Source organism: Candidatus Accumulibacter cognatus (assembly GCF_000584975.1).
Taxonomy (GTDB): domain Bacteria; phylum Pseudomonadota; class Gammaproteobacteria; order Burkholderiales; family Rhodocyclaceae; genus Accumulibacter; species Accumulibacter cognatus.
In genome coordinates this window covers 1-17,238 of the sequence record NZ_JDST02000070.1, presented here as the reverse complement: position 1 = coordinate 17,238, position 17,238 = coordinate 1, and the positions used below count along the sequence as shown (strand labels likewise).

Genomic DNA, 17,238 nt, shown 5'->3' with positions numbered 1-17,238 from the left:
GAGGGCCTTGCCTCCATTTCAAAGGAGGGGCTGACAAGCCCGGGCTGAATTGCAGGTCACTGATTTACTGGATCAATCCACCTGCAGCGCCAGCCTCCCGCATAACCGATTCGCCCAGTTCGGCAAACAGCGCCAGGGTTTTTTCGGCTTCTTCGGGGTCGAGCCGGGTCAGCGCGTAGCCGACATGCACGATCACGTAATCACCGACCGCGACGTCTTCGACGAGTGCCAGCGAAACCTCCTTGCCCACTCCGGCCACTTCGATCAGCGCCCGCTCATCCGACCGCAATTCAACGATCCGGCAAGGCAGTGCAAGACACATGCTCAGCGCTCCTCTAATGGCCCAGCAGATGCTGCAGGGCGATCCAGGCCTGACCGACCGACAGTCCGCCATCGTTGGGCGGCACCTGGCGCGCCTCAACAAGTTTGATCCCTTGCGCACCGAGGCGAGCGCGCAGGCCCCGCACCAGCACCTGGTTGAGAAAACAGCCGCCGCTGCCGACCACCGCCTTTTCGCCAGGCGCCAGGACCCGCACCCAGTCGGCAATGGCGGCGGCCAGCGTGGCATGGAACAGCGCGGCGCCCCGCTCGGCATTCTTCTCATCCGCGAGGGCCGCCAGCAGCGGCAACAGGTCAAGGCGACCCTGTTCGATCCGCCAGCCCTGATCGAGCGGCAGAATGTCGCCGTAACACTGCGCCAGGCCTTCCATGAACATCGCCGCCTGCCCTTCGTAAGCCATCACTGCCCGGATGCCCAGCAGACCGGCAGCGGCATCGAAAATCCGGCCCATGCTCGTCGTCGGCGGACAATGGATGTCGCCCGACAGCATCTGCGCAACGGCCGGCGCGGCCTGCTGGCCGACAAAACGTTCGCCGATTTCGCGGTTGCGACCGAGTTGGTGCAACACTGCCGCGGCCATTCGCCACGGCTCGTTGGCGGCGCGGTCGCCACCCGGCAGCGCAAGTGGCGAAAGATGGCCGAGGCGCTCGAAGCGGGGGCCGTCAACACGCAGCAATTCGCCCCCCCAGGCCGCGCCATCGGTCCCGAGGCCGACGCCGTCGAGCGAAAGCGCCAGGTGTGCGCCCCGCAGGCCGTGTTCGGCGAGCACTGCCGCCGCGTGCGCATGATGGTGCTGGATGCCCAACAGCGGCAGGCGACGCTGCTGGGCAAAGTCGGCGGCAAAACGCGTCGAATGAAAATCCGGGTGCAGGTCGTGCGCCACGATCGCCGGTTCGGCGCCCAGCAGTTTCAGCAACTGCTCGACACTTTCCTCGAGAAAATCGCAAACGGCTGCATTGTCGAGGTCGCCGACATGTTGCGAAACGTAGGCTTCATCGCCACGGGTCACACAAATGGTGTTCTTGAACCAGGCGCCGACCGCCAGCACCGAAGGTCCGGAGACCGGCAACCTGATCGCGCGCGGCGTGTAGCCGCGCGCCCGACGGATGAACTGCAGGCCACCAGTGGTGATCCGCGCGACGCTGTCGTCGCAACGCGTGACGATATCGCGGTCGTGCATCAGAAAGGCGTCGGCGATCCCGTAGAGACGCAGCAGGGCCTCGCTGTTGCCGACCACCAGGGGTTCGCCACCGGGGTTGGCGCTGGTCATGACCAGCGCGAGATCCTGCGCACGTTCCAGCCAGCCGATTCCTGCCGGGCGTTTGGCAGCCTCGTGGAAAAGCAGGAACTGCACCGGCGTGTACGGCAGCATGACGCCCAGCCAGGCCAGGCCAGGGGCGACACCGGGCAGCGCGTCGTCGCAACTGCCGCGTTTGCGGAGCAGAATCGCCGGGCGTGTCGGCAGCGCCATGAGGCCCGGTTCGCCGATGCCGATCTGGACCAGCCGAGCTGCCGAAGCGGCGTTTGCCAGCATCACCACAAAGGGTTTTTCGTCGCGCTGCTTGCGCTCGCGCAGCAAGGCGACGGCGACCGCGTTGCGGGCGTCACAGGCCAGATGGAAACCTCCCAGGCCCTTGATGGCGACGATCTTCCCCTGGCGCAGCAGGGCCAGGGCAGTGGTGATCGGGTCGTCGGGCAGGCGGTGTCCTTCGCCGTCGAGCAGAAAAAGATGGGGGCCACATTTTGGGCAGCAATTGGCCTCGGCATGAAAACGCCGGTCCTCGGGCCGGCGGTATTCATACTGACAGCGGTGACACATCACAAAGGGTTTGAGGCTGGTGCGCACGCGGTCGTAGGGCAAGCTGCGGCTGATGGTGTAGCGTGGCCCGCAGTTGGTGCAATTGGTAAAGGGATAACGCCAGCGAGAGTTGCCGGGATCGAACATCTCGGACAGACAATCACGGCAGACCGCCGTGTCGTGTCCGATCATCGTCGCGGCCCGGCCGCTGCGGCTGTCGATGATCACGAAGCCTTCGCCGACGCGCGCCGATACCGTATCGCGGGCGGTCACCGAACTGACCCGGGCCAGCGGTGGCGCGTCCCGTTCCAGACGCTCGATGAGATGCCGCACCTGGGCAGCGGCGCCGCGGACCTCGATTTCGACACCGCGCGAATCATTGCGTACCCAGCCCGCAAGACCCAGTTCCCTAGCCAGTCGCCAGACGAAAGGACGAAAACCGACACCCTGAACGACACCGCTGACGCGGATGTGCTGACAAACGATGGGCTCGGACATCTCAGCCTCCCGCTGCCAGACGTGCTTCAAGTTCGGCGATGCGGCGCCGCAGCGACGCCATCGTCACCCGCTTCTGCTCCCGGCGTGCGCTGCAGCCGGCCCGTAGCCAGGCCAGCCACTGCTCGCAGCCCTCCCCCGTCGTTGCCGACAAGGGGATCACCTGCAAGGCCGGATTGATCTGGCGGGCATAAGCGATCGCCAGATCGCTGTCGAAGGAAAGATGGGGCAGCAGATCGACCTTGTTGAGCAGCATCAGGGAGGCCGCATGAAACATGTTCGGATATTTGAGCGGTTTGTCTTCGCCTTCGGTGACCGACAGGATCACCACCTTGCAGGCTTCGCCGAGATCGAATGCGGCCGGACAGACGAGATTGCCGACATTCTCGATCAACAGCAGCGAGTCTTCGGCCGGAGCCAGCTCGTGCAAGGCATGGCCGACCATATGCGCGTCGAGATGGCAGCCCTTGCCGGTATTGATCTGCAGCGCGGCAACGCCGGTGGCGCGGATCCGTTCGGCGTCGCGACTGGTCTGCTGATCGCCCTCGATGACGGCGATCGACAGTTGCCCCTTGAGTGCTTCGATGGTACGGCAGAGCAGGCTGGTCTTTCCCGAGCCAGGGCTGGACACCAGATTGAGCGCGAAAATCCCCTGCTCGTCGAAGCGCCGGCGGTTCTCGGCTGCATAGCCATCGTTCCTGGCGAGAATGTCGCGTTCAATCTGTATCAGCCGCGACGGCGTCGTTGCCGACTCCTGCGCTACCGCCGAGAGGTGCGAATGAGCGTGCGCATGCGCGTGGGAAGCGTCGTGCCCATGGTCATGAACGTGCCGCTGGCCATCGGCATGGGAATGGACCTGCCCATGCCGAGCGCCGACAGCGCGGTAGCTCGTCTTGAAAGGAATCTCCCCGCTGCCCTCGCCAGGCGGCGCAACATCTGCCGGGTCCGTTGCCCGTGTCTTCGCGTGCGCGGACCATGCCTTGCCATCGACATGGATCTCGCCGGTGCCACAACCGCAAGTGGTACACATCTCTATGCTGTCTCCTCATTGTTATTTATTCGACTTCCAGTTCCTTCACCCGCATCTCGGTTCCCCCGGTCGCTTGAACCGGGTGCTCGCCGCAGGCTGGACAAGGGTCGTACAGAGCCGCGAGCGGCACTGTCATATTGCAATTAAAGCATAAACCTTGGCCGGCGACCTCGATGACCTCCAGGGTGGCGCCTTCGGCGATGGTACCGCGGCTGACGGCATCAAAACAGAAGCGCATCGCCTCGGGTTCGACGGCAGCCAGCGCACCGATTTCGAGCTGCACCAGGCGCACGCGCTGAAACGACTGTTCGCGCGCAGCGTCCTCGATGATCTGCAGCACCCCCATGGCCAAGGACATTTCATGCATCGACGATCCTCAATTCGTAGGGTACGCACGGATCGAGGGACAGGGCCAGGCAAGCCGCCCTGATCCGTGCATCGTCGCGGGTCTGTGCCGGACAACCCGACATCTCGCTATCAAACGCGCCTTGCGGATGAAAATTCCATTCGGTCGGCGCAATGATCTGATAGTCCTCTACGCAGTCAGCCGCGAGTTCGATGCGATGGAGCAAGGTTCCCCGTGCCGTTTCGATGCGCGCCAGACCGCAACCGGCCGCGACGGCCGTGGCATCGACGAGGGCCGACAGGCGCGACGGATCAGCGAGTCCTGCCGCCAGCCAGCGCAGTTCGAGCAGGCGCGCGGCCAGACGGGCCTGGATGCGTTGGCCGTCGGCAAGCAGGAAGGCCAGCCCTGGGTCGCCGGCGTGTCGCGCCAGAACCCCGGTTTCCGCGGCCTGGCCGGCAAAGGTCGGCAGCGCCGCGAAATCTTCACGATCGATCAGCGGAGCCCACTCGGCGGCAGAAAGTTGCGGCAGCAGCGCAACCGCGGTGACGGCCAGCCGGTCGTCAAACGGCGGCACTTCCAGCTCGGCCAGCCAGTTCGCGAGATCGACAGCGAGTGCCGCGGCCGCTGCGGCATCGACGACCGCCAGCAGGCGCTTGCGCCAGGCACCGAACTGCTCGATCCGACTGGCTCGACAGGGTTTCTGCAGCAAGGGAGGCCAGGCCATCAACAAATGGTACAGGTGTTCGACGATTGCCTCGATGGCAACCGCCAAACCCAGATCGCGGGCGTCATCGAGCGCTGCTCGCTCAGCACGCGCCGCCTGTATGCACAAGCGGGCCGCAGCATCCTGGGCATGGCGGCAGAGACTGAATACGCGCGGAATGATCTCGGAAACTCGCGCCACCGGCAGCCCGCGCAGGGCTTTGGCGAGCATCGGCCGAGAGGATACGATCCCGGTCGACACGATTTCCTTGCCGTCCCACGCCAGTGTCAACTGCAGAACGCCCTGTTCCACTGCCACGCTCCCGGAAGAACTCCGAGAAGGATACCCAAAGCCACTGAATCGATTTTGATTTTCATCAATCCGGGGCTAAACTCCCGCCTTCACAATATGCCCTCGCCGGTTTCTACCCGGTCTTGCCCACTTCCCGGATCTCCCTCCGCATGCTCGAAGCCTCGAATCTGGAATGCGTACGCGGCGAACGTCGCCTGTTCGCCGGCGTCAGTTTTCGGCTCGCAGGCGGCGAGATGCTCTACCTGCAGGGAAAAAACGGTTCGGGAAAAACCAGCCTGCTGCGCATGCTCTGCGGTCTCACCCCGGCGGCCGGCGGCGACATTCGCTGGCGCGGCCGGCCGATCGGCAAACTCGGCGACGAGTTCCGCAGCGAACTGTGCTACCTGGGCCATCAGAACGCAATCAAGGAGGAACTGACGCCGCTGGAGAATATCCGCTCCTCGGCCACCCTGGCGCAGGAAACGCTCGACGAGGACGCCGCGCTCGATGCCCTCGAACAGCTCGGACTGCTTAGCCGCGCCGATCTTCCCTGCCGCTATCTTTCTCAAGGTCAGAAGCGCCGCGCCGCGCTCGCCCGACTGGTGCATGAGAAACGCGCGCTGTGGGTGCTCGATGAACCTTATGTGGCCCTCGACGCAGCCGCGGTCGAGCTGATCTCCGGCCTGATCGGCGCGCATCTGCAACGCGGCGGTCTGGCGGTCCTGACCACCCACCAGACGGTCTCCGTGCCGGCCGCGGCGCAGCGCGAATTGTGGCTCGGCGCCGATGACGCAGTGCAATAGCGGTCGTCGTTGATGCTAGAATCGATCCGCGCCGTCATCGGTCGCGACCTGCGGCTGGCGATGCGGCGGCAGGCCGACATCGTTGTGGCGATGTTCTTTTTCATCATCGTCGTCAGTCTGTTCCCGCTGGGCGTCGGACCCGAAGCGGCGCAACTGCGTCGGCTGGCGCCAGGCGTGCTTTGGGTTGCCGCGCTGCTGGCGACGATGCTCTCGCTGCCGCGCCTGTTTGCCGACGATCACCGCGACGGCACGCTCGAACAACTGGCGCTGGCACCGCAGCCGCTGGCGCTGATCGTGCTCGGCAAGGTCATCGCGCACTGGCTGGTGGCCGGCCTGCCACTGGTCCTGCTGGCACCGCTGCTGGGTATCCAGTTCGACCTGGCCGGCGACGCACTGGCGGTGTTGACCCTGTCGCTGCTGATCGGCACGCCGGCCCTGTCCGGCATCGGGGCGATCGGCGCGGCGCTGACGCTCGGCGTTCGCGGCGGCGGCGTGCTGCTGTCGCTGCTGGTCCTGCCGCTGTATGTCCCGGTGCTGATCTTCGGTGCCGGAGCAGTGGATGCGACGCTGAGCGGACTCGGTCCGCAGGCCCATTTGTCGCTGCTTGGCGCGCTTGCGCTGGGCGGCGTGTTTTTTGCGCCGTGGCCGACTGCCGCGGCCCTGAGAGTCGCCCTGGAATAGATGAGTAAGCGCGTGATCAACTGGTTCAGATACGCCAGCCCACTGACCTTTTACCCGCTCGCGGGCAAGCTGATCCCCTGGTTCTGGACGCTCGCCGCGATCTTCGGCGTGCTCGGACTGACGATCGGCTTTCTGCTGGCGCCGACCGACGCGCAACAGGGCGAAGGGTACCGGATCATCTTCCTGCATGTCCCGGCGTCGTGGATGTCGATGTTCATCTACCTGGTGATGGCTTTCTGGGCCGCCATCGGGCTGGCCTTCAACTTCCGCCTGTCCGGGATGATGGCCTCGGCACTGGCGCCGACCGGTGCCCTTTTTGCCTTCCTCTCGCTATGGACCGGCGCACTGTGGGGCAAGCCGATGTGGGGCACCTGGTGGGTCTGGGATGCGCGCCTGACGTCCGAGCTGATCCTGCTCTTCCTCTACATCGGCTTCATCGCCCTGCAGGCTTCGATCGACGATCGACGCCGTGCCGACAAGGCCGGCGCGATCCTCGCGCTGGTCGGCGTGGTCAATGTTCCGATCATCTATTTTTCGGTGCAGTGGTGGAACACCCTGCATCAGGGCGCTTCGGTCAGCCTGACCAGAGCACCCAGCATGGCCAGGCTGATGCTCTGGGGCATGCTGCTGTGCACCCTGGCATGCTGGATGTACAGCATCGCCATCGCCCTGATGCGCGTCCGCACCATCATGCTCGAGCGCGAGCGGCACACCGACTGGGTGCGCGAACTGCTCGCCGACAAGGAGTAGATCAATATGCCCGGCATGCACTGGAACAGTCTCGCCGACTTTCTGGCGATGGGCAACCACGGCCTCTATGTCTGGGGATCGCTGGCGGTGATGGCGCTGCTGATGCTGGCGGAACCGCTCCTGCTGCTGCGGGATCGGAAGAAACTCATCACCCGTCTCAAGCAGCAATACCGTGCCGAGCGAACCGAAGCCCGACGCAAACGCGAAACCGCTTTCCACGGGAGTCCGAATTGAAACCACGTCACCAACGCATGGCGCTGATCGTGGGCGGCCTGGCGATTCTCGGCCTGGTCGCCACGCTGGTGCTCAATGCCTTCCAGAGCAATCTGGTGTTCTTCTTCTCCCCCACCCAGGTGGCCGCCGGCGAAGCGCCCAAGGGCAAGAGCTTCCGGATCGGCGGCATGGTCAAGGAGGGATCGCTGCAGCGCCAGCCCGACGGCGTCACCCTGCGCTTCGTCGTCACCGACACCGACCGGGACATGACCGTCGCCTACAAGGGCATCCTGCCGGATCTCTTCCGCGAGGGAAAAGGCGTCGTCGCGCAAGGCAGGCTCGCCGAGGATGGCGTCTTTGCCGCCACCGAGGTGCTCGCCAAGCACGACGAGAACTACATGCCACCGGAAGCCGCCAAAGCCGTCAGCGACGCCCACGAACGCGCGGCAAGCCATAAGGCAGCGGCGGAAGCCACTGCCAGGACCCTGAAACCGTAGGACGACACGACCATGATCCCGGAAATCGGCCACTTCGCCCTGATCCTCGCGCTCTGCGTCGCCCTGACGCAGGGAACACTGCCGCTGCTCGGTGCCCACTTCAACCGCCCGCCATGGATGACCCTGGCCCGGCCGACGGCGGTCGCGCAGGCACTGCTGCTGGTGACGGCTTTCGCCTGCCTGACCAGCGCCTTCGTCGACAACGATTTCTCGGTGCTCTACGTCGCACAGCACTCGAACACGCTGCTGCCGCTGCAGTACCGTATCGCCGCCGTCTGGGGCGGGCACGAAGGCTCGCTGCTGCTGTGGATGCTGATGCTGGTGCTGTGGTCGCTGGCCGTGGCGCTGTTGTCGAAGCCCTTGCCCATCCCCCTGGTGGCGCGCGTGCTCGGCGTTCTCGGCCTGGTCAGCGCCGGTTTCCTGCTGTTCATCCTGCTCACCTCGAACCCCTTCGAGCGCCTGCTGCCGGCGGCCGAAGAGGGGCGCGACCTCAACCCGCTGCTGCAGGACCCCGGCCTGATCATTCACCCGCCGATGCTGTATATGGGCTACGTCGGATTCTCGGTGGCTTTTGCCTTCGCCATCGCCGCGCTGCTCTCGGGTCAGCTCGACGCCGCCTGGGCACGCTGGTCGCGCCCCTGGACCACGGCGGCGTGGATCTTTCTGACGCTCGGGATCGCGCTCGGATCGTGGTGGGCGTACTACGAACTCGGCTGGGGCGGCTGGTGGTTCTGGGACCCGGTGGAGAACGCTTCCTTCATGCCCTGGCTGGTCGGCACGGCGCTGCTGCACTCGCTGGCGGTGACCGAGAAACGCGGCAGTTTCAAGAACTGGACGGTGCTGCTGGCGATCTCGGCGTTCTCGCTGTCGCTGCTCGGAACCTTCCTGGTCCGTTCCGGCGTCCTGACTTCGGTGCATGCGTTCGCCACCGACCCGACCCGCGGCATCTTCATCCTCGTCTTCCTGGGAGCGGTCATCGGCAGCTCGCTGGCCCTGTTCGCCTGGCGGGCGCCGAAGGTCGGTCTCGGCGGACGCTTCGGCCTGCTCTCGCGCGAGTCGCTGCTGCTCACCAACAACGTGCTGCTGGTCGTCGCCTGCGCCTCGGTCCTGCTCGGCACGCTCTACCCGCTCCTGATCGACGCACTCGGCGCCGGCAAGCTCTCGGTCGGCCCGCCCTACTTCGACGCGGTATTCGTGCCGCTGATGCTGCCGGCGCTGTTCCTGATCGGCGTGGCGCCCTTTGCACGCTGGAAGCAGGCCAGCCTCGGCGAACTCGCGCGTACGCTGCGCTGGGCTTTTCTCGCGGCGGCCCTGGTCGGCGGTGGCGCCCCTTTCCTGTTCGGCGAATGGCATCCGCTGGCTGCCCTGAGCCTGCTGCTGTCGGCATGGATCGTTCTTTGCGCCCTGCTCAATGCTGTCGAACGCGTGCAGGCGACGCGCGCCGGCCGCTCCTTCCTGGCTACCGCGCTGCGGCAGCCGCGCAGCTTCTTCGGCATGCATCTGGCGCATCTCGGCATTGCCGTCTTCGTCGTCGGCGTCACCCTGGTCGGCACTTATCAGTCCGAGAAGGATGTCAAGATGGAAGTCGGCGACAGCGTCGGCGTCGGCGGCTACCGCTTCCGCTTCAACGGCGTTCGCCAGCAGCAGGGACCGAACTACCGCGCGCTGGTCGGCGACATCGACCTCCTCAAGGACGGCGTGCCGTTGCGCAAGATGTTCCCGGAGAAGCGTTTCTACGTTGCGTCATCGATGCCGATGACCGAAGCGGCAATCGACACCGGCTTCCTGCGCGACGTCTATGTCTCGCTCGGCGAGCCGATCGACAAGGCCAGGCCGGACGCCGCCTGGGCGGTGCGCGTCTACCACAAGCCCTTCGTCGACTGGATCTGGGGCGGTTGCGTGCTGATGAGCCTGGGCGGACTGCTGGCCATCAGCGACCGCCGCTACCGTGTCAGGGCACGCGCCGGCACGCACACCGCGGCCACCGCCGCCGCGGTGCTCGCCCAGAAAGCGTAGGGGACCGACCATGAACCGATTTCTCTGGCCGCTGATCGGCTTCGCCGTACTCCTCGCGCTGCTCGCCGTCGGACTCCGGCTCAACCCCCGCGAACTGCCTTCGCCGCTGGTCGGCAAACCGGCCCCGCCGTTCTCGCTGTCGCGCCTCGACGCGCCCGCGCAGTCGTTCTCGCCGCAGGACATGCTCGGCAAGGTCTGGCTGCTCAATGTCTGGGCGTCGTGGTGCGTCTCCTGCCGGCAGGAACATCCCCTGCTGGTCGAACTGGCGAAACGCCAGACGGTGCCGCTGATCGGCCTCAATTACAAGGAAGTGCGCGGCGACGGCGGCATCGACATCGACCGGCTGCCCCCCGGCAGCGAACGGAAAATGGTCATCGAACGCGCCTCCGGCTGGCTCGCCAGGCACGGCAACCCGTACACCCTGTCGGTGCTCGACGTGGATGGCCGCGCCGGCATCGACTACGGCGTCTATGGCGTACCGGAAACCTACGTCATCGACCGGGCAGGCATCATCCGCATGAAACACACCGGCCCGATCACCCCCGAGGTCCTCTCCGGAAAAATCCTGCCGCTGCTTTCGGAACTGTCGAAATGAGAGCCTGCCTGATGCTTCTGCTGCTCGCCGTGCTCAAGCTGCACATGCCCCTCCTGCACGCTGGCGAAGCCCGGCCGCTGGCGGCAGACGAGCCGACCGAAAAGCGCCTGATCGCGATTTCTTCCGAATTGCGCTGCCTGGTCTGCCAGAACGAGTCGCTCGCCGGCTCGCATGCCGAACTCGCCAACGACCTGCGCCGCGAAATCCGCACGCTGATCCAGGACGGCAGGAGCGACGCTGAAATCATGGAATTCATGGTCAGCCGCTACGGCGACTTCGTCCGCTATCGGCCGCCATTGAAGGGCACGACGCTGCTGCTGTGGTTCGGCCCGGGCCTGCTGTTCGTCGCCGGCCTGACGGCACTGCTGCTCTACCTGCGCCGACGCGACCGGACGATCAGCGACCCACCTCTGAGCGCCGACGAGCAGGGCCGCGCCGAAGCGCTGCTGCAAGAACAGAATTCACGGCAAGGACCCGCATGACCGCCTTTCTCATCGCCGCGGCCCTGCTGGTCGTTGCCGTCATCGCCCTCCTCCTTCCCCCGCTGCTGCGCACGCCACGGTTTTCGGGCAGCACTGACCAGAGCGAAGCGAACCTCGCGATTTTTCGCGACCAGCTTGCCGAACTCGAACGCGAGCGCCGCGAAGGCTCGCTCGCCGAGGCCGATTTCGCGCAGGCGAAAAGCGAACTGCAACGCCGTCTGCTCGAAGAAGTGCCCGCGCAGGCCGCGCCGACGACCACCGACGGCGGCAGTCGCCAGACCGCGCTGGCCTTGCTGGTGCTCATCCCGCTCGCCGCCGCTGCCGGCTATGCGCTGCTCGGCGAGCCGCGCGCGCTCGACCCGCTGCAGCGGCAGGCGCGCATCGCCCCCGAACAGATCGAGGCCATGCTCAACAGCCTCGTCGACAAGCTGCAGAAGAACCCCGACGACCACCAGGGCTGGGTGATGCTGGCCCGATCGTACAAGGTGCTCGAACGTTTCCCGGAAGCGGCGAAAGCCTACGAACGCGCCGCCCCCCTGGTCGACCAGGACCCGGCCCTGCTCGCCGACTACGCCGATGTCCTCGCGCAGACCCAGGGCGGCAGCCTGCAGGGCAGGCCGAGCGAACTGATCGAACGTGCCCTGCGGATCAACCCCAGGGAGCCGCAAGCGCTGCTGCTGGCGGGCGCGGCCGCCACCGACCGCCAGCAGTTCGCGGCCGCCGCCGACTACTGGTCGCGCCTCCTGGAACTGGTCGAACCCGGCTCCGAGGAAGCCGGTGCCCTCACCGCCGCGATCGGCAAGGCACGCGAGTTCGCCGCCGCCCAGGCAGGCGGCAGCGCAAAACCCGGCGCCAGCGCTGGCGCGGTCAGTGGCGAGGTGACGTTGAGCAGCAAGCTCGCCGCTACGGTCCAGCCCGGCGACGTGCTGTTCGTCTTTGCGCGCGCCGAGGAAGGACCGCGCATGCCGCTCGCCGCCCAACGCGCCCGCGTCGCCGACCTGCCGCTGCGCTTCGAGTTCGACGATTCGATGGCCCTCGCCGGCGGCAAGAAGATTTCCGATTTCGCCACGATCCGCATCGAAGCGCGGGTCGCCAGGGCGGGCCAGGCGCAGAGTTCGAGCGGCGACCTCTTCGGCACCCTCAGCGGCGTCAAGCCCGGCAGCCGGAATCTGCGCGTGCTGATCGACCAGGTGCAACCCTGATGACGCTGACTTTCCGGATGGCCTGGAGACAGAAATGAATCGCTCACGCGCCATCGAACTGCTCACCTGCAGCAAATCCATCCTGGCGGCTCGCTACGGAGTGAAGGAACTTGCCCTGTTCGGATCAGCCGCACGCGACGCAGCGCGGAGCGATAGTGATGTCGATGTGCTGGTCACCTTCGATGGTCCGGCGACATCCGAGCGCTACTTTGGCGTTCAGTTCTACCTCGAAGACCTGTTCGGCGTACCGATCGATCTCGTGACCGACAAGGCCTTGCGCCCCGAGTTGCGTCCATTCGTCGAGAAGGAAGCCGTGCATGTCTGAGTTTTCAGTTCTTCCGACAGGGCTCAGCGAGTCTCCAGTCGGGCATTCAAACGGGGGGTGGGAAGCCTGATTGGATTGACCAATCTGAATTCCGGCCGGCGCCTGAATGACGATCTCTCGAAGAGAACAAATTTACCCTGAGGCGACGCCTTTTGGGGTTGCGGCCACCGGCCGCGCCAAGCTATATTGCTTGGCAATAATGCGGTCGCCGAGCTGTTCAAGCAGCCGCCTGGGGGATCGAGGAGCGCCGCCGTCACTGACGCAATTGCCCGAACTTTTAGTGAACGTGTCCATCGGGCACCTCCTTGTTTCGGTTGGAAATTTGCCGATCACTGAGCAGATATACAGCATAATGACGCAAAGTAAATCGTCAAGTAGGATGTCCACTTCACGTTGGCAGGCAAAAGCATGTCGCCCTGCACCGCCGTGTCGCCAGCGCCGACTTTTGCATCCTCGAACAGCCGGGGCTGTGCATAGGCTTGCTCTATTCGGCGGCAGGCTATGTCGAAGTATTTGCGCTCACGTTCGATGCCGACAAACTGCAAACCCATCCGGGCGCAGGCAACGCCGGTTGTCCCGCTGCCCATGAATGGATCGCACACGGTCTGCGCTTCGTCGGCGAAACTCAAACACCACTCCATCACCTTCACAGGTTTTTGTGTCGGGTGCACCGCACCGTCTTGCGCAATCGCTGCCCGGTTCAGCGTCATGGAGCGCAGCGCCTTGTCGAGCGTCGTGTATGCCAATTCACAATCGCTCTGGCTAATCCGCTGCCCCTTGTCCCACACAAGCCACCCCATCGAAGGCCGCAGGTTTTGCGGGTAGTAGTTCGCGCCCCAGATAATCAAGTGCCTCGCCTTTTCGTGCATCAGGCCGAACAGCCAAGCCGGCGGCGCGTCAGTGTCCCACCCCATGAATTCGTAACCCTTGTGGCCGCCGTGGCTGCTCGTGCTCGGTGGCTTCCCGTCGCGCCCAATCCCATACGGCGGGTCGGTCAGCACAAGATCGACGGGCGGCAGCAGCGGCAGCACTTCGCGGCAGTCTCCGTGCCACAGTTCGCAATTCCCGATTGTCACTTTCTCAGCCATCATCACTCCGAATTTTTGCCTGCCAACCCGTCAGTCAACCGGACGTGCCGATAATGCCGGCACGCCGGTTACTTTCTACGTTAGGCGTCGCAAGTGGCGTACCTCAAGCTCTCCCCTTGGCTGTCAGGCTCAAGTCTGTTCGAATGCGTAACCACCCAACTCACCTAGTCTAGGAGGCAAGATGATCAGAACTGATGCAGTGGACGTTGCCGTGCTCGAGTCACTTGTGGGCCAAGAAGTCGCCGCGGGCGAGGATCTTGACGAACTGGGATACAACCTAGCACTCGCTCATGGCGATGCACAAGGCGCCGGCCTGGAGAGCCTGTGGGAGAGCGCGAAGAGCGAGTTCCGTACACTCTTGTGCACCACTGACGCGCGCTACGCCGACCTACGAAGACGCATCTCACAGATCACGGACAACTACACCACCACTTTGGTCGCCGCGATCACCGGTGCAGTTGCGGCGACGCTGAGCGTAACGACGGCACTCCTGACGCCGCTGGTGAGCCTGCTGGTCATCACACTTCTTCGCGTCGGAAAAGAAGCGATCTGCAATCTCAAGTGGGGGACATAGTCAACATGGGCCTGCATTCCTCCCACTGCTTCCTAGAGGCTCCGGTCAGCGTTAGCGGTATTGCCAAGACGCCCATTGCGTTCGCGGAGCTTGAAAAGCTACCGCCTCTCACTCAGCTGGCGTGTCAACATGTCAACGCTCAACTTGTCTTGCTCAGAGCCCAAACGCACGATCGCTTTCGCCTCGTCTTACTCCACGATCCGACGCCGAGCGTCGGTTGCCACTCTCGCTCTCGGTCAAGTGTCGGAGAGATTCGCCTGACGACAGGGGCAGTTGCTTTAGCTACCTGCTTAGCCGCGAGGTGCTCAATCGTAATTGAGCAAACTGGTCATCTAAAGGCTTGGATGCCCCAACTGGCTCGACCCAGTGCACCAGAGCCAAGCTTGTCCTTCTCGGTTCCATTTGGTGTGTTTCAGCTCAGCGAAGCTAAACGCCGCACTTGCTCGCTAACGGTTGGCGACGTTTCTGACCTCGAGGATGAGATATCAAAGGATGTGCATCTCTTGCGAATGACAGCAAGTCTCGCGAGCACGATCCTTGAGTTTCTAGTGCTTCACGAAGTTGGGCACTTCGACGCGCTGCATGATGAAGCTAGGAGGATGGGGCCACTCAATATCAAGATGCAACGATACTTTGAACACCAAGCGGACATCTTTGCAATCCGTTTGATGCTCCACATGGCTCTGATACGCCCATTGAAGGACCCTGCGGACGCCCGGACCTCGAGAGAACAAGGAGTTCGGACCGGCATCAACATTCAGTCCTACCTCGGCGCTTCGCTTGCAATGGCGTTGATAACCTTGATGCGCGCGCGTGAACCAAGCACTGAATACGCGCTGCAACTGCTTGAGTCTGCCAAGGGCGAGCACCCCATGCCGACAACGCGAATCATGCTAGCGAACGAGGTCATTCGCAGTGAATTGCGGACGTCGGAGGGGCGCGCAGCAATCTGGCCCGGTTCTGGTGAACTTGAGGAAGCGACACTCAGGGGAATGGTGTATTTGGTCATGTTCGTCGCAATCGCGACGATCAACAGGGATTGGCGGACTTCAGTCAATCGCTCAGGACCGATGGGAGAGGTTCCTAGCACCGTCCGCTTTTGGCTAGATGGTCATCATGAACTTACGAAAGCGCTCGAGGAAGTGGATTGGAATGCCGCAGCTCAGGCGATGGAATTGGTGCGAAAGGCTGGTACGAAGGAAGGTCCCTTTGACTTGTCAGAGACCGACACCTGGCGCCAGAACAGCTAGCGACGCCTAACAGGTCGTTCAACCGGACTCCCTACGGCAAGGCAGCCTGGCCGCGCTACGCACAGGTCCATCATGCTCCGCGCGGCCAGGCTACCTTGCCTCCGCGAGCCGGTTAACTCTGCGTTAGGCAATAATCTGCAACTTTTGACGGAGGAATCAAGATGAAGATCGCAATTGATCCCGGACACGGGATGAGTAATCGTCAGAGCGGTATTTATGATCCCGGCGCGACTCACGTTGAAAATGGCTTTAGGCATGAAGAAGCCACTATCGCATTGAAGTATGGATTGATACTGAAAGATGTTTTCCGAGCGAAGGGACATGAGGTTTTCATGACGCGAGATGATGCAGAGGATCACGCTCCTGTTGGCATGAGGGCAAAAAATGCAAAGAACGCAGGCTGTGATGTCTTCATTTCTATTCATCTCAACGACTTCGATGATGACGCTGCAAACGGTCAAGAAGTTCTATATCGAGACTCTGACGACAAGCTTTTCGCCCAGAATCTTCAGAACGCATTGCTAGCCATTACCGGTTTCAAGGATCGTAGCATCAAGAAGCGTGAGGACCTTGCCGTCCTCAAGTTTCAAGGGCCTTCGGCACTCATAGAGCTTGGCTTTATTGCCAACGATAGCAACAGAGAAACACTACTGAATCCACAGAAGCGCAATGCAATTTGCGGGGCTATCGCAGAAGTCACAGTCGCTCAATTTGGTTCATGAGTAATGGCGTCAGGCTTCCATAGTTGATCATTACGTTTAGCCTTCACCTACAAATCGCTCGAGAGAAACGCTGATTTAATTTGTTGATCACGGCAAGCGGCCATGCAACCAGTTGATTCAATTGATGCGTAGATCTCGCTACCGATTAAATCGGCGCTTCTCTAGTTGCTGACGCGACACGGCCGCGCTTATCCGGTTATTCCGAAAGTCACCACAAGGAAGAAGAAATGAAGAATATGCTAATTGTATGGCTCATTGCAGTCGGATTGTGCGGATGTGCAAGCACAATTGCGCCATCATTTACATTGAAATATTCGACTTCAAACTGTCCGGCAAACGGGTCAACTTGTTTGATCCGGCACCCAACAAGCGCAATACAGGCAACGGAAGGAACGGTGGTGCGTTTGTCCGTTCGAAGCGCTTACGTTGCAAAATTGGTTGAAAGCAGGGCAACAAAAGAAGGTTATATCGGAAATCGCGAACTATTGCTGTACGCCAAAATATATAAGAATGGCCAATTTCTGAGATATAGCAAAATCACTGATGTCGCGGAGCATATGGCGGCATATGAACCAGTCGTAGTGCAAAAGCCTGTTTTCTTCACTGAACCGGTAGATGGTTACTACCACATAATTTTAAAAGGATACGAGGTAGACACGAAAACTCTGGTCAAAGCGCTAAGAAGAGTAAGAAATACAGATGTCGAGAGCTTGGAGAAAGCAGGTTATTCGCCGGGTGATACATTTATGACAGGGCTTAAGGATATGGTATTTGGAATCTTCGATATGGTTCTGGCGATAACAGGAAGAACCTTAGATGACTTGGCTGCCAAGATAAATGCTGACAAAGTCTTTGAGCATTCGATGTACGTCACGCCGGGTGGCGCAGCCTCAGGCACAGACAAGATTGTTGTATTGGGATCTGGCGATAGTAGCTATTTCGTAAAAGCCGGCGCCGAAAACGATGCAATAATCAATAAGCATGTGCAAACGCAGCTCCAGACTTTGGAAGGAAAGCCCATTACGGAGGCTGATCTT

20 protein-coding genes are annotated in these 17,238 nt (G+C 62.5%); 14 read left to right on the top strand and 6 right to left on the bottom strand.

Features of this window, described 5'->3' with window-relative positions:
* Positions 1-64 precede the first annotated feature (64 nt).
* Genes AW06_RS13530 through AW06_RS20660 form a run of 5 tightly spaced genes read right to left on the bottom strand, consistent with a single transcriptional unit; the run spans position 65 to position 5,024 of the window.
* On the bottom strand, positions 65-322 hold the full coding sequence (locus AW06_RS13530) for a HypC/HybG/HupF family hydrogenase formation chaperone (RefSeq protein WP_034951054.1): 258 nt from the start codon (positions 320-322) through the stop codon (positions 65-67).
* A gap of 13 nt (positions 323-335) precedes the next feature.
* On the bottom strand, positions 336-2,636 hold the full coding sequence (gene hypF, locus AW06_RS13525) for a carbamoyltransferase HypF (protein ID WP_034951052.1): 2,301 nt from the start codon (positions 2,634-2,636) through the stop codon (positions 336-338).
* A gap of 1 nt (position 2,637) precedes the next feature.
* The gene (gene hypB / locus AW06_RS13520; RefSeq protein WP_034951050.1) at positions 2,638-3,663 is read right to left on the bottom strand and encodes a hydrogenase nickel incorporation protein HypB; all 1,026 of its coding nucleotides are present in this window, start codon (positions 3,661-3,663) and stop codon (positions 2,638-2,640) included.
* Between the two features lie 25 nt (positions 3,664-3,688).
* On the bottom strand, positions 3,689-4,030 hold the full coding sequence (gene hypA / locus AW06_RS13515) for a hydrogenase maturation nickel metallochaperone HypA (protein ID WP_034951048.1): 342 nt from the start codon (positions 4,028-4,030) through the stop codon (positions 3,689-3,691).
* Positions 4,023-5,024 (bottom strand): nickel-dependent hydrogenase large subunit, encoded by a 1,002-nt coding sequence (locus AW06_RS20660; protein ID WP_273704683.1) that lies wholly within the window; start codon positions 5,022-5,024, stop codon positions 4,023-4,025. Before AW06_RS20660 ends, hypA begins: the two co-directional genes overlap by 8 nt.
* A gap of 149 nt (positions 5,025-5,173) precedes the next feature.
* Between AW06_RS20660 and ccmA the strand changes: the two genes are divergently transcribed.
* From ccmA to AW06_RS13460, 10 genes are read left to right on the top strand one after another with little or no spacing between them, the layout of a single operon-like run.
* Entirely contained in the window at positions 5,174-5,806 is a 633-nt protein-coding gene (gene ccmA, locus AW06_RS13505; RefSeq protein WP_034951046.1) for a cytochrome c biogenesis heme-transporting ATPase CcmA, read from the top strand.
* Between the two features lie 12 nt (positions 5,807-5,818).
* Positions 5,819-6,487, top strand: coding sequence for a heme exporter protein CcmB (gene ccmB / locus AW06_RS13500; RefSeq protein WP_034951045.1), 669 nt, complete (start codon positions 5,819-5,821; stop codon positions 6,485-6,487).
* Positions 6,488-7,237, top strand: a complete 750-nt coding sequence (gene ccmC, locus AW06_RS13495) for a heme ABC transporter permease CcmC (RefSeq protein WP_034951044.1) — start codon at positions 6,488-6,490, stop codon at positions 7,235-7,237.
* A 6-nt stretch (positions 7,238-7,243) separates the two neighbouring features.
* Positions 7,244-7,471, top strand: coding sequence for a heme exporter protein CcmD (gene ccmD / locus AW06_RS13490; RefSeq protein ID WP_273704682.1), 228 nt, complete (start codon positions 7,244-7,246; stop codon positions 7,469-7,471).
* Positions 7,468-7,947, top strand: a complete 480-nt coding sequence (gene ccmE / locus AW06_RS13485; RefSeq protein ID WP_273704681.1) for a cytochrome c maturation protein CcmE — start codon at positions 7,468-7,470, stop codon at positions 7,945-7,947. The genes ccmD and ccmE overlap by 4 nt, the downstream gene beginning before the upstream one ends.
* 12 nt (positions 7,948-7,959) lie before the next feature.
* Positions 7,960-9,963, top strand: a complete 2,004-nt coding sequence (locus AW06_RS13480) for a heme lyase CcmF/NrfE family subunit (RefSeq protein WP_034951042.1) — start codon at positions 7,960-7,962, stop codon at positions 9,961-9,963.
* 10 nt (positions 9,964-9,973) lie between these two features.
* Positions 9,974-10,558, top strand: coding sequence for a DsbE family thiol:disulfide interchange protein (locus tag AW06_RS13475; RefSeq protein WP_034951041.1), 585 nt, complete (start codon positions 9,974-9,976; stop codon positions 10,556-10,558).
* On the top strand, positions 10,555-11,040 hold the full coding sequence (locus tag AW06_RS13470; protein WP_034951038.1) for a cytochrome c-type biogenesis protein: 486 nt from the start codon (positions 10,555-10,557) through the stop codon (positions 11,038-11,040). The genes AW06_RS13475 and AW06_RS13470 overlap by 4 nt, the downstream gene beginning before the upstream one ends.
* Positions 11,037-12,242: a c-type cytochrome biogenesis protein CcmI gene (gene ccmI / locus AW06_RS13465; RefSeq protein WP_034951035.1), complete on the top strand. Its 1,206-nt coding sequence runs from the start codon at positions 11,037-11,039 to the stop codon at positions 12,240-12,242. Before AW06_RS13470 ends, ccmI begins: the two co-directional genes overlap by 4 nt.
* Positions 12,243-12,276: 34 nt before the next feature.
* Positions 12,277-12,567 carry a nucleotidyltransferase family protein gene (locus AW06_RS13460; protein ID WP_034951032.1) on the top strand — a complete coding sequence of 97 codons (291 nt, stop codon included), beginning with the start codon at positions 12,277-12,279 and terminating at the stop codon, positions 12,565-12,567.
* A 329-nt stretch (positions 12,568-12,896) separates the two neighbouring features.
* On the opposite strand, the gene AW06_RS13455 is transcribed toward AW06_RS13460, so the two are convergent.
* Positions 12,897-13,658, bottom strand: coding sequence for a site-specific DNA-methyltransferase (locus AW06_RS13455; protein ID WP_273704680.1), 762 nt, complete (start codon positions 13,656-13,658; stop codon positions 12,897-12,899).
* Positions 13,659-13,836: 178 nt separating this feature from the next.
* Here AW06_RS13455 and AW06_RS13450 point away from each other — a divergent pair, with 178 nt between their 5' ends.
* The 4 genes from AW06_RS13450 to AW06_RS13430 all read left to right on the top strand — a co-directional run.
* Positions 13,837-14,229 carry a hypothetical protein gene (locus tag AW06_RS13450; protein WP_034951030.1) on the top strand — a complete coding sequence of 131 codons (393 nt, stop codon included), beginning with the start codon at positions 13,837-13,839 and terminating at the stop codon, positions 14,227-14,229.
* Positions 14,230-14,612: 383 nt separating this feature from the next.
* Complete coding sequence (locus AW06_RS13445) at positions 14,613-15,479, top strand: hypothetical protein (RefSeq protein WP_273704679.1); 867 nt, start codon at positions 14,613-14,615, stop codon at positions 15,477-15,479.
* A 161-nt stretch (positions 15,480-15,640) separates the two neighbouring features.
* Positions 15,641-16,201: an N-acetylmuramoyl-L-alanine amidase gene (locus AW06_RS20655; protein WP_273704678.1), complete on the top strand. Its 561-nt coding sequence runs from the start codon at positions 15,641-15,643 to the stop codon at positions 16,199-16,201.
* A 227-nt stretch (positions 16,202-16,428) separates the two neighbouring features.
* Positions 16,429-17,238 (top strand): hypothetical protein (locus AW06_RS13430; protein ID WP_273704677.1); only part of this gene is annotated, 810 nt, incomplete at its 3' end.

Bases quoted from the DNA above. Each gene is read 5' to 3' on its own strand.
- AW06_RS13530 (WP_034951054.1), bottom strand. From the start codon at position 322: ATGTGTCTTGCACTGCCTTGCCGGATCGTTGAATTGCGGTCGGATGAG.
- hypF (WP_034951052.1), bottom strand. From the start codon at position 2,636: ATGTCCGAGCCCATCGTTTGTCAGCACATCCGCGTCAGCGGTGTCGTT.
- hypB (WP_034951050.1), bottom strand. From the start codon at position 3,663: ATGTGTACCACTTGCGGTTGTGGCACCGGCGAGATCCATGTCGATGGC.
- hypA (WP_034951048.1), bottom strand. From the start codon at position 4,030: ATGCATGAAATGTCCTTGGCCATGGGGGTGCTGCAGATCATCGAGGAC.
- ccmA (WP_034951046.1), top strand. From the start codon at position 5,174: ATGCTCGAAGCCTCGAATCTGGAATGCGTACGCGGCGAACGTCGCCTG.
- ccmB (WP_034951045.1), top strand. From the start codon at position 5,819: ATGCTAGAATCGATCCGCGCCGTCATCGGTCGCGACCTGCGGCTGGCG.
- ccmC (WP_034951044.1), top strand. From the start codon at position 6,488: ATGAGTAAGCGCGTGATCAACTGGTTCAGATACGCCAGCCCACTGACC.
- ccmD (WP_273704682.1), top strand. From the start codon at position 7,244: ATGCCCGGCATGCACTGGAACAGTCTCGCCGACTTTCTGGCGATGGGC.
- AW06_RS13480 (WP_034951042.1), top strand. From the start codon at position 7,960: ATGATCCCGGAAATCGGCCACTTCGCCCTGATCCTCGCGCTCTGCGTC.
- AW06_RS13475 (WP_034951041.1), top strand. From the start codon at position 9,974: ATGAACCGATTTCTCTGGCCGCTGATCGGCTTCGCCGTACTCCTCGCG.
- AW06_RS13470 (WP_034951038.1), top strand. From the start codon at position 10,555: ATGAGAGCCTGCCTGATGCTTCTGCTGCTCGCCGTGCTCAAGCTGCAC.
- ccmI (WP_034951035.1), top strand. From the start codon at position 11,037: ATGACCGCCTTTCTCATCGCCGCGGCCCTGCTGGTCGTTGCCGTCATC.
- AW06_RS13460 (WP_034951032.1), top strand. From the start codon at position 12,277: ATGAATCGCTCACGCGCCATCGAACTGCTCACCTGCAGCAAATCCATC.
- AW06_RS13455 (WP_273704680.1), bottom strand. From the start codon at position 13,658: ATGATGGCTGAGAAAGTGACAATCGGGAATTGCGAACTGTGGCACGGA.
- AW06_RS13450 (WP_034951030.1), top strand. From the start codon at position 13,837: ATGATCAGAACTGATGCAGTGGACGTTGCCGTGCTCGAGTCACTTGTG.
- AW06_RS20655 (WP_273704678.1), top strand. From the start codon at position 15,641: ATGAAGATCGCAATTGATCCCGGACACGGGATGAGTAATCGTCAGAGC.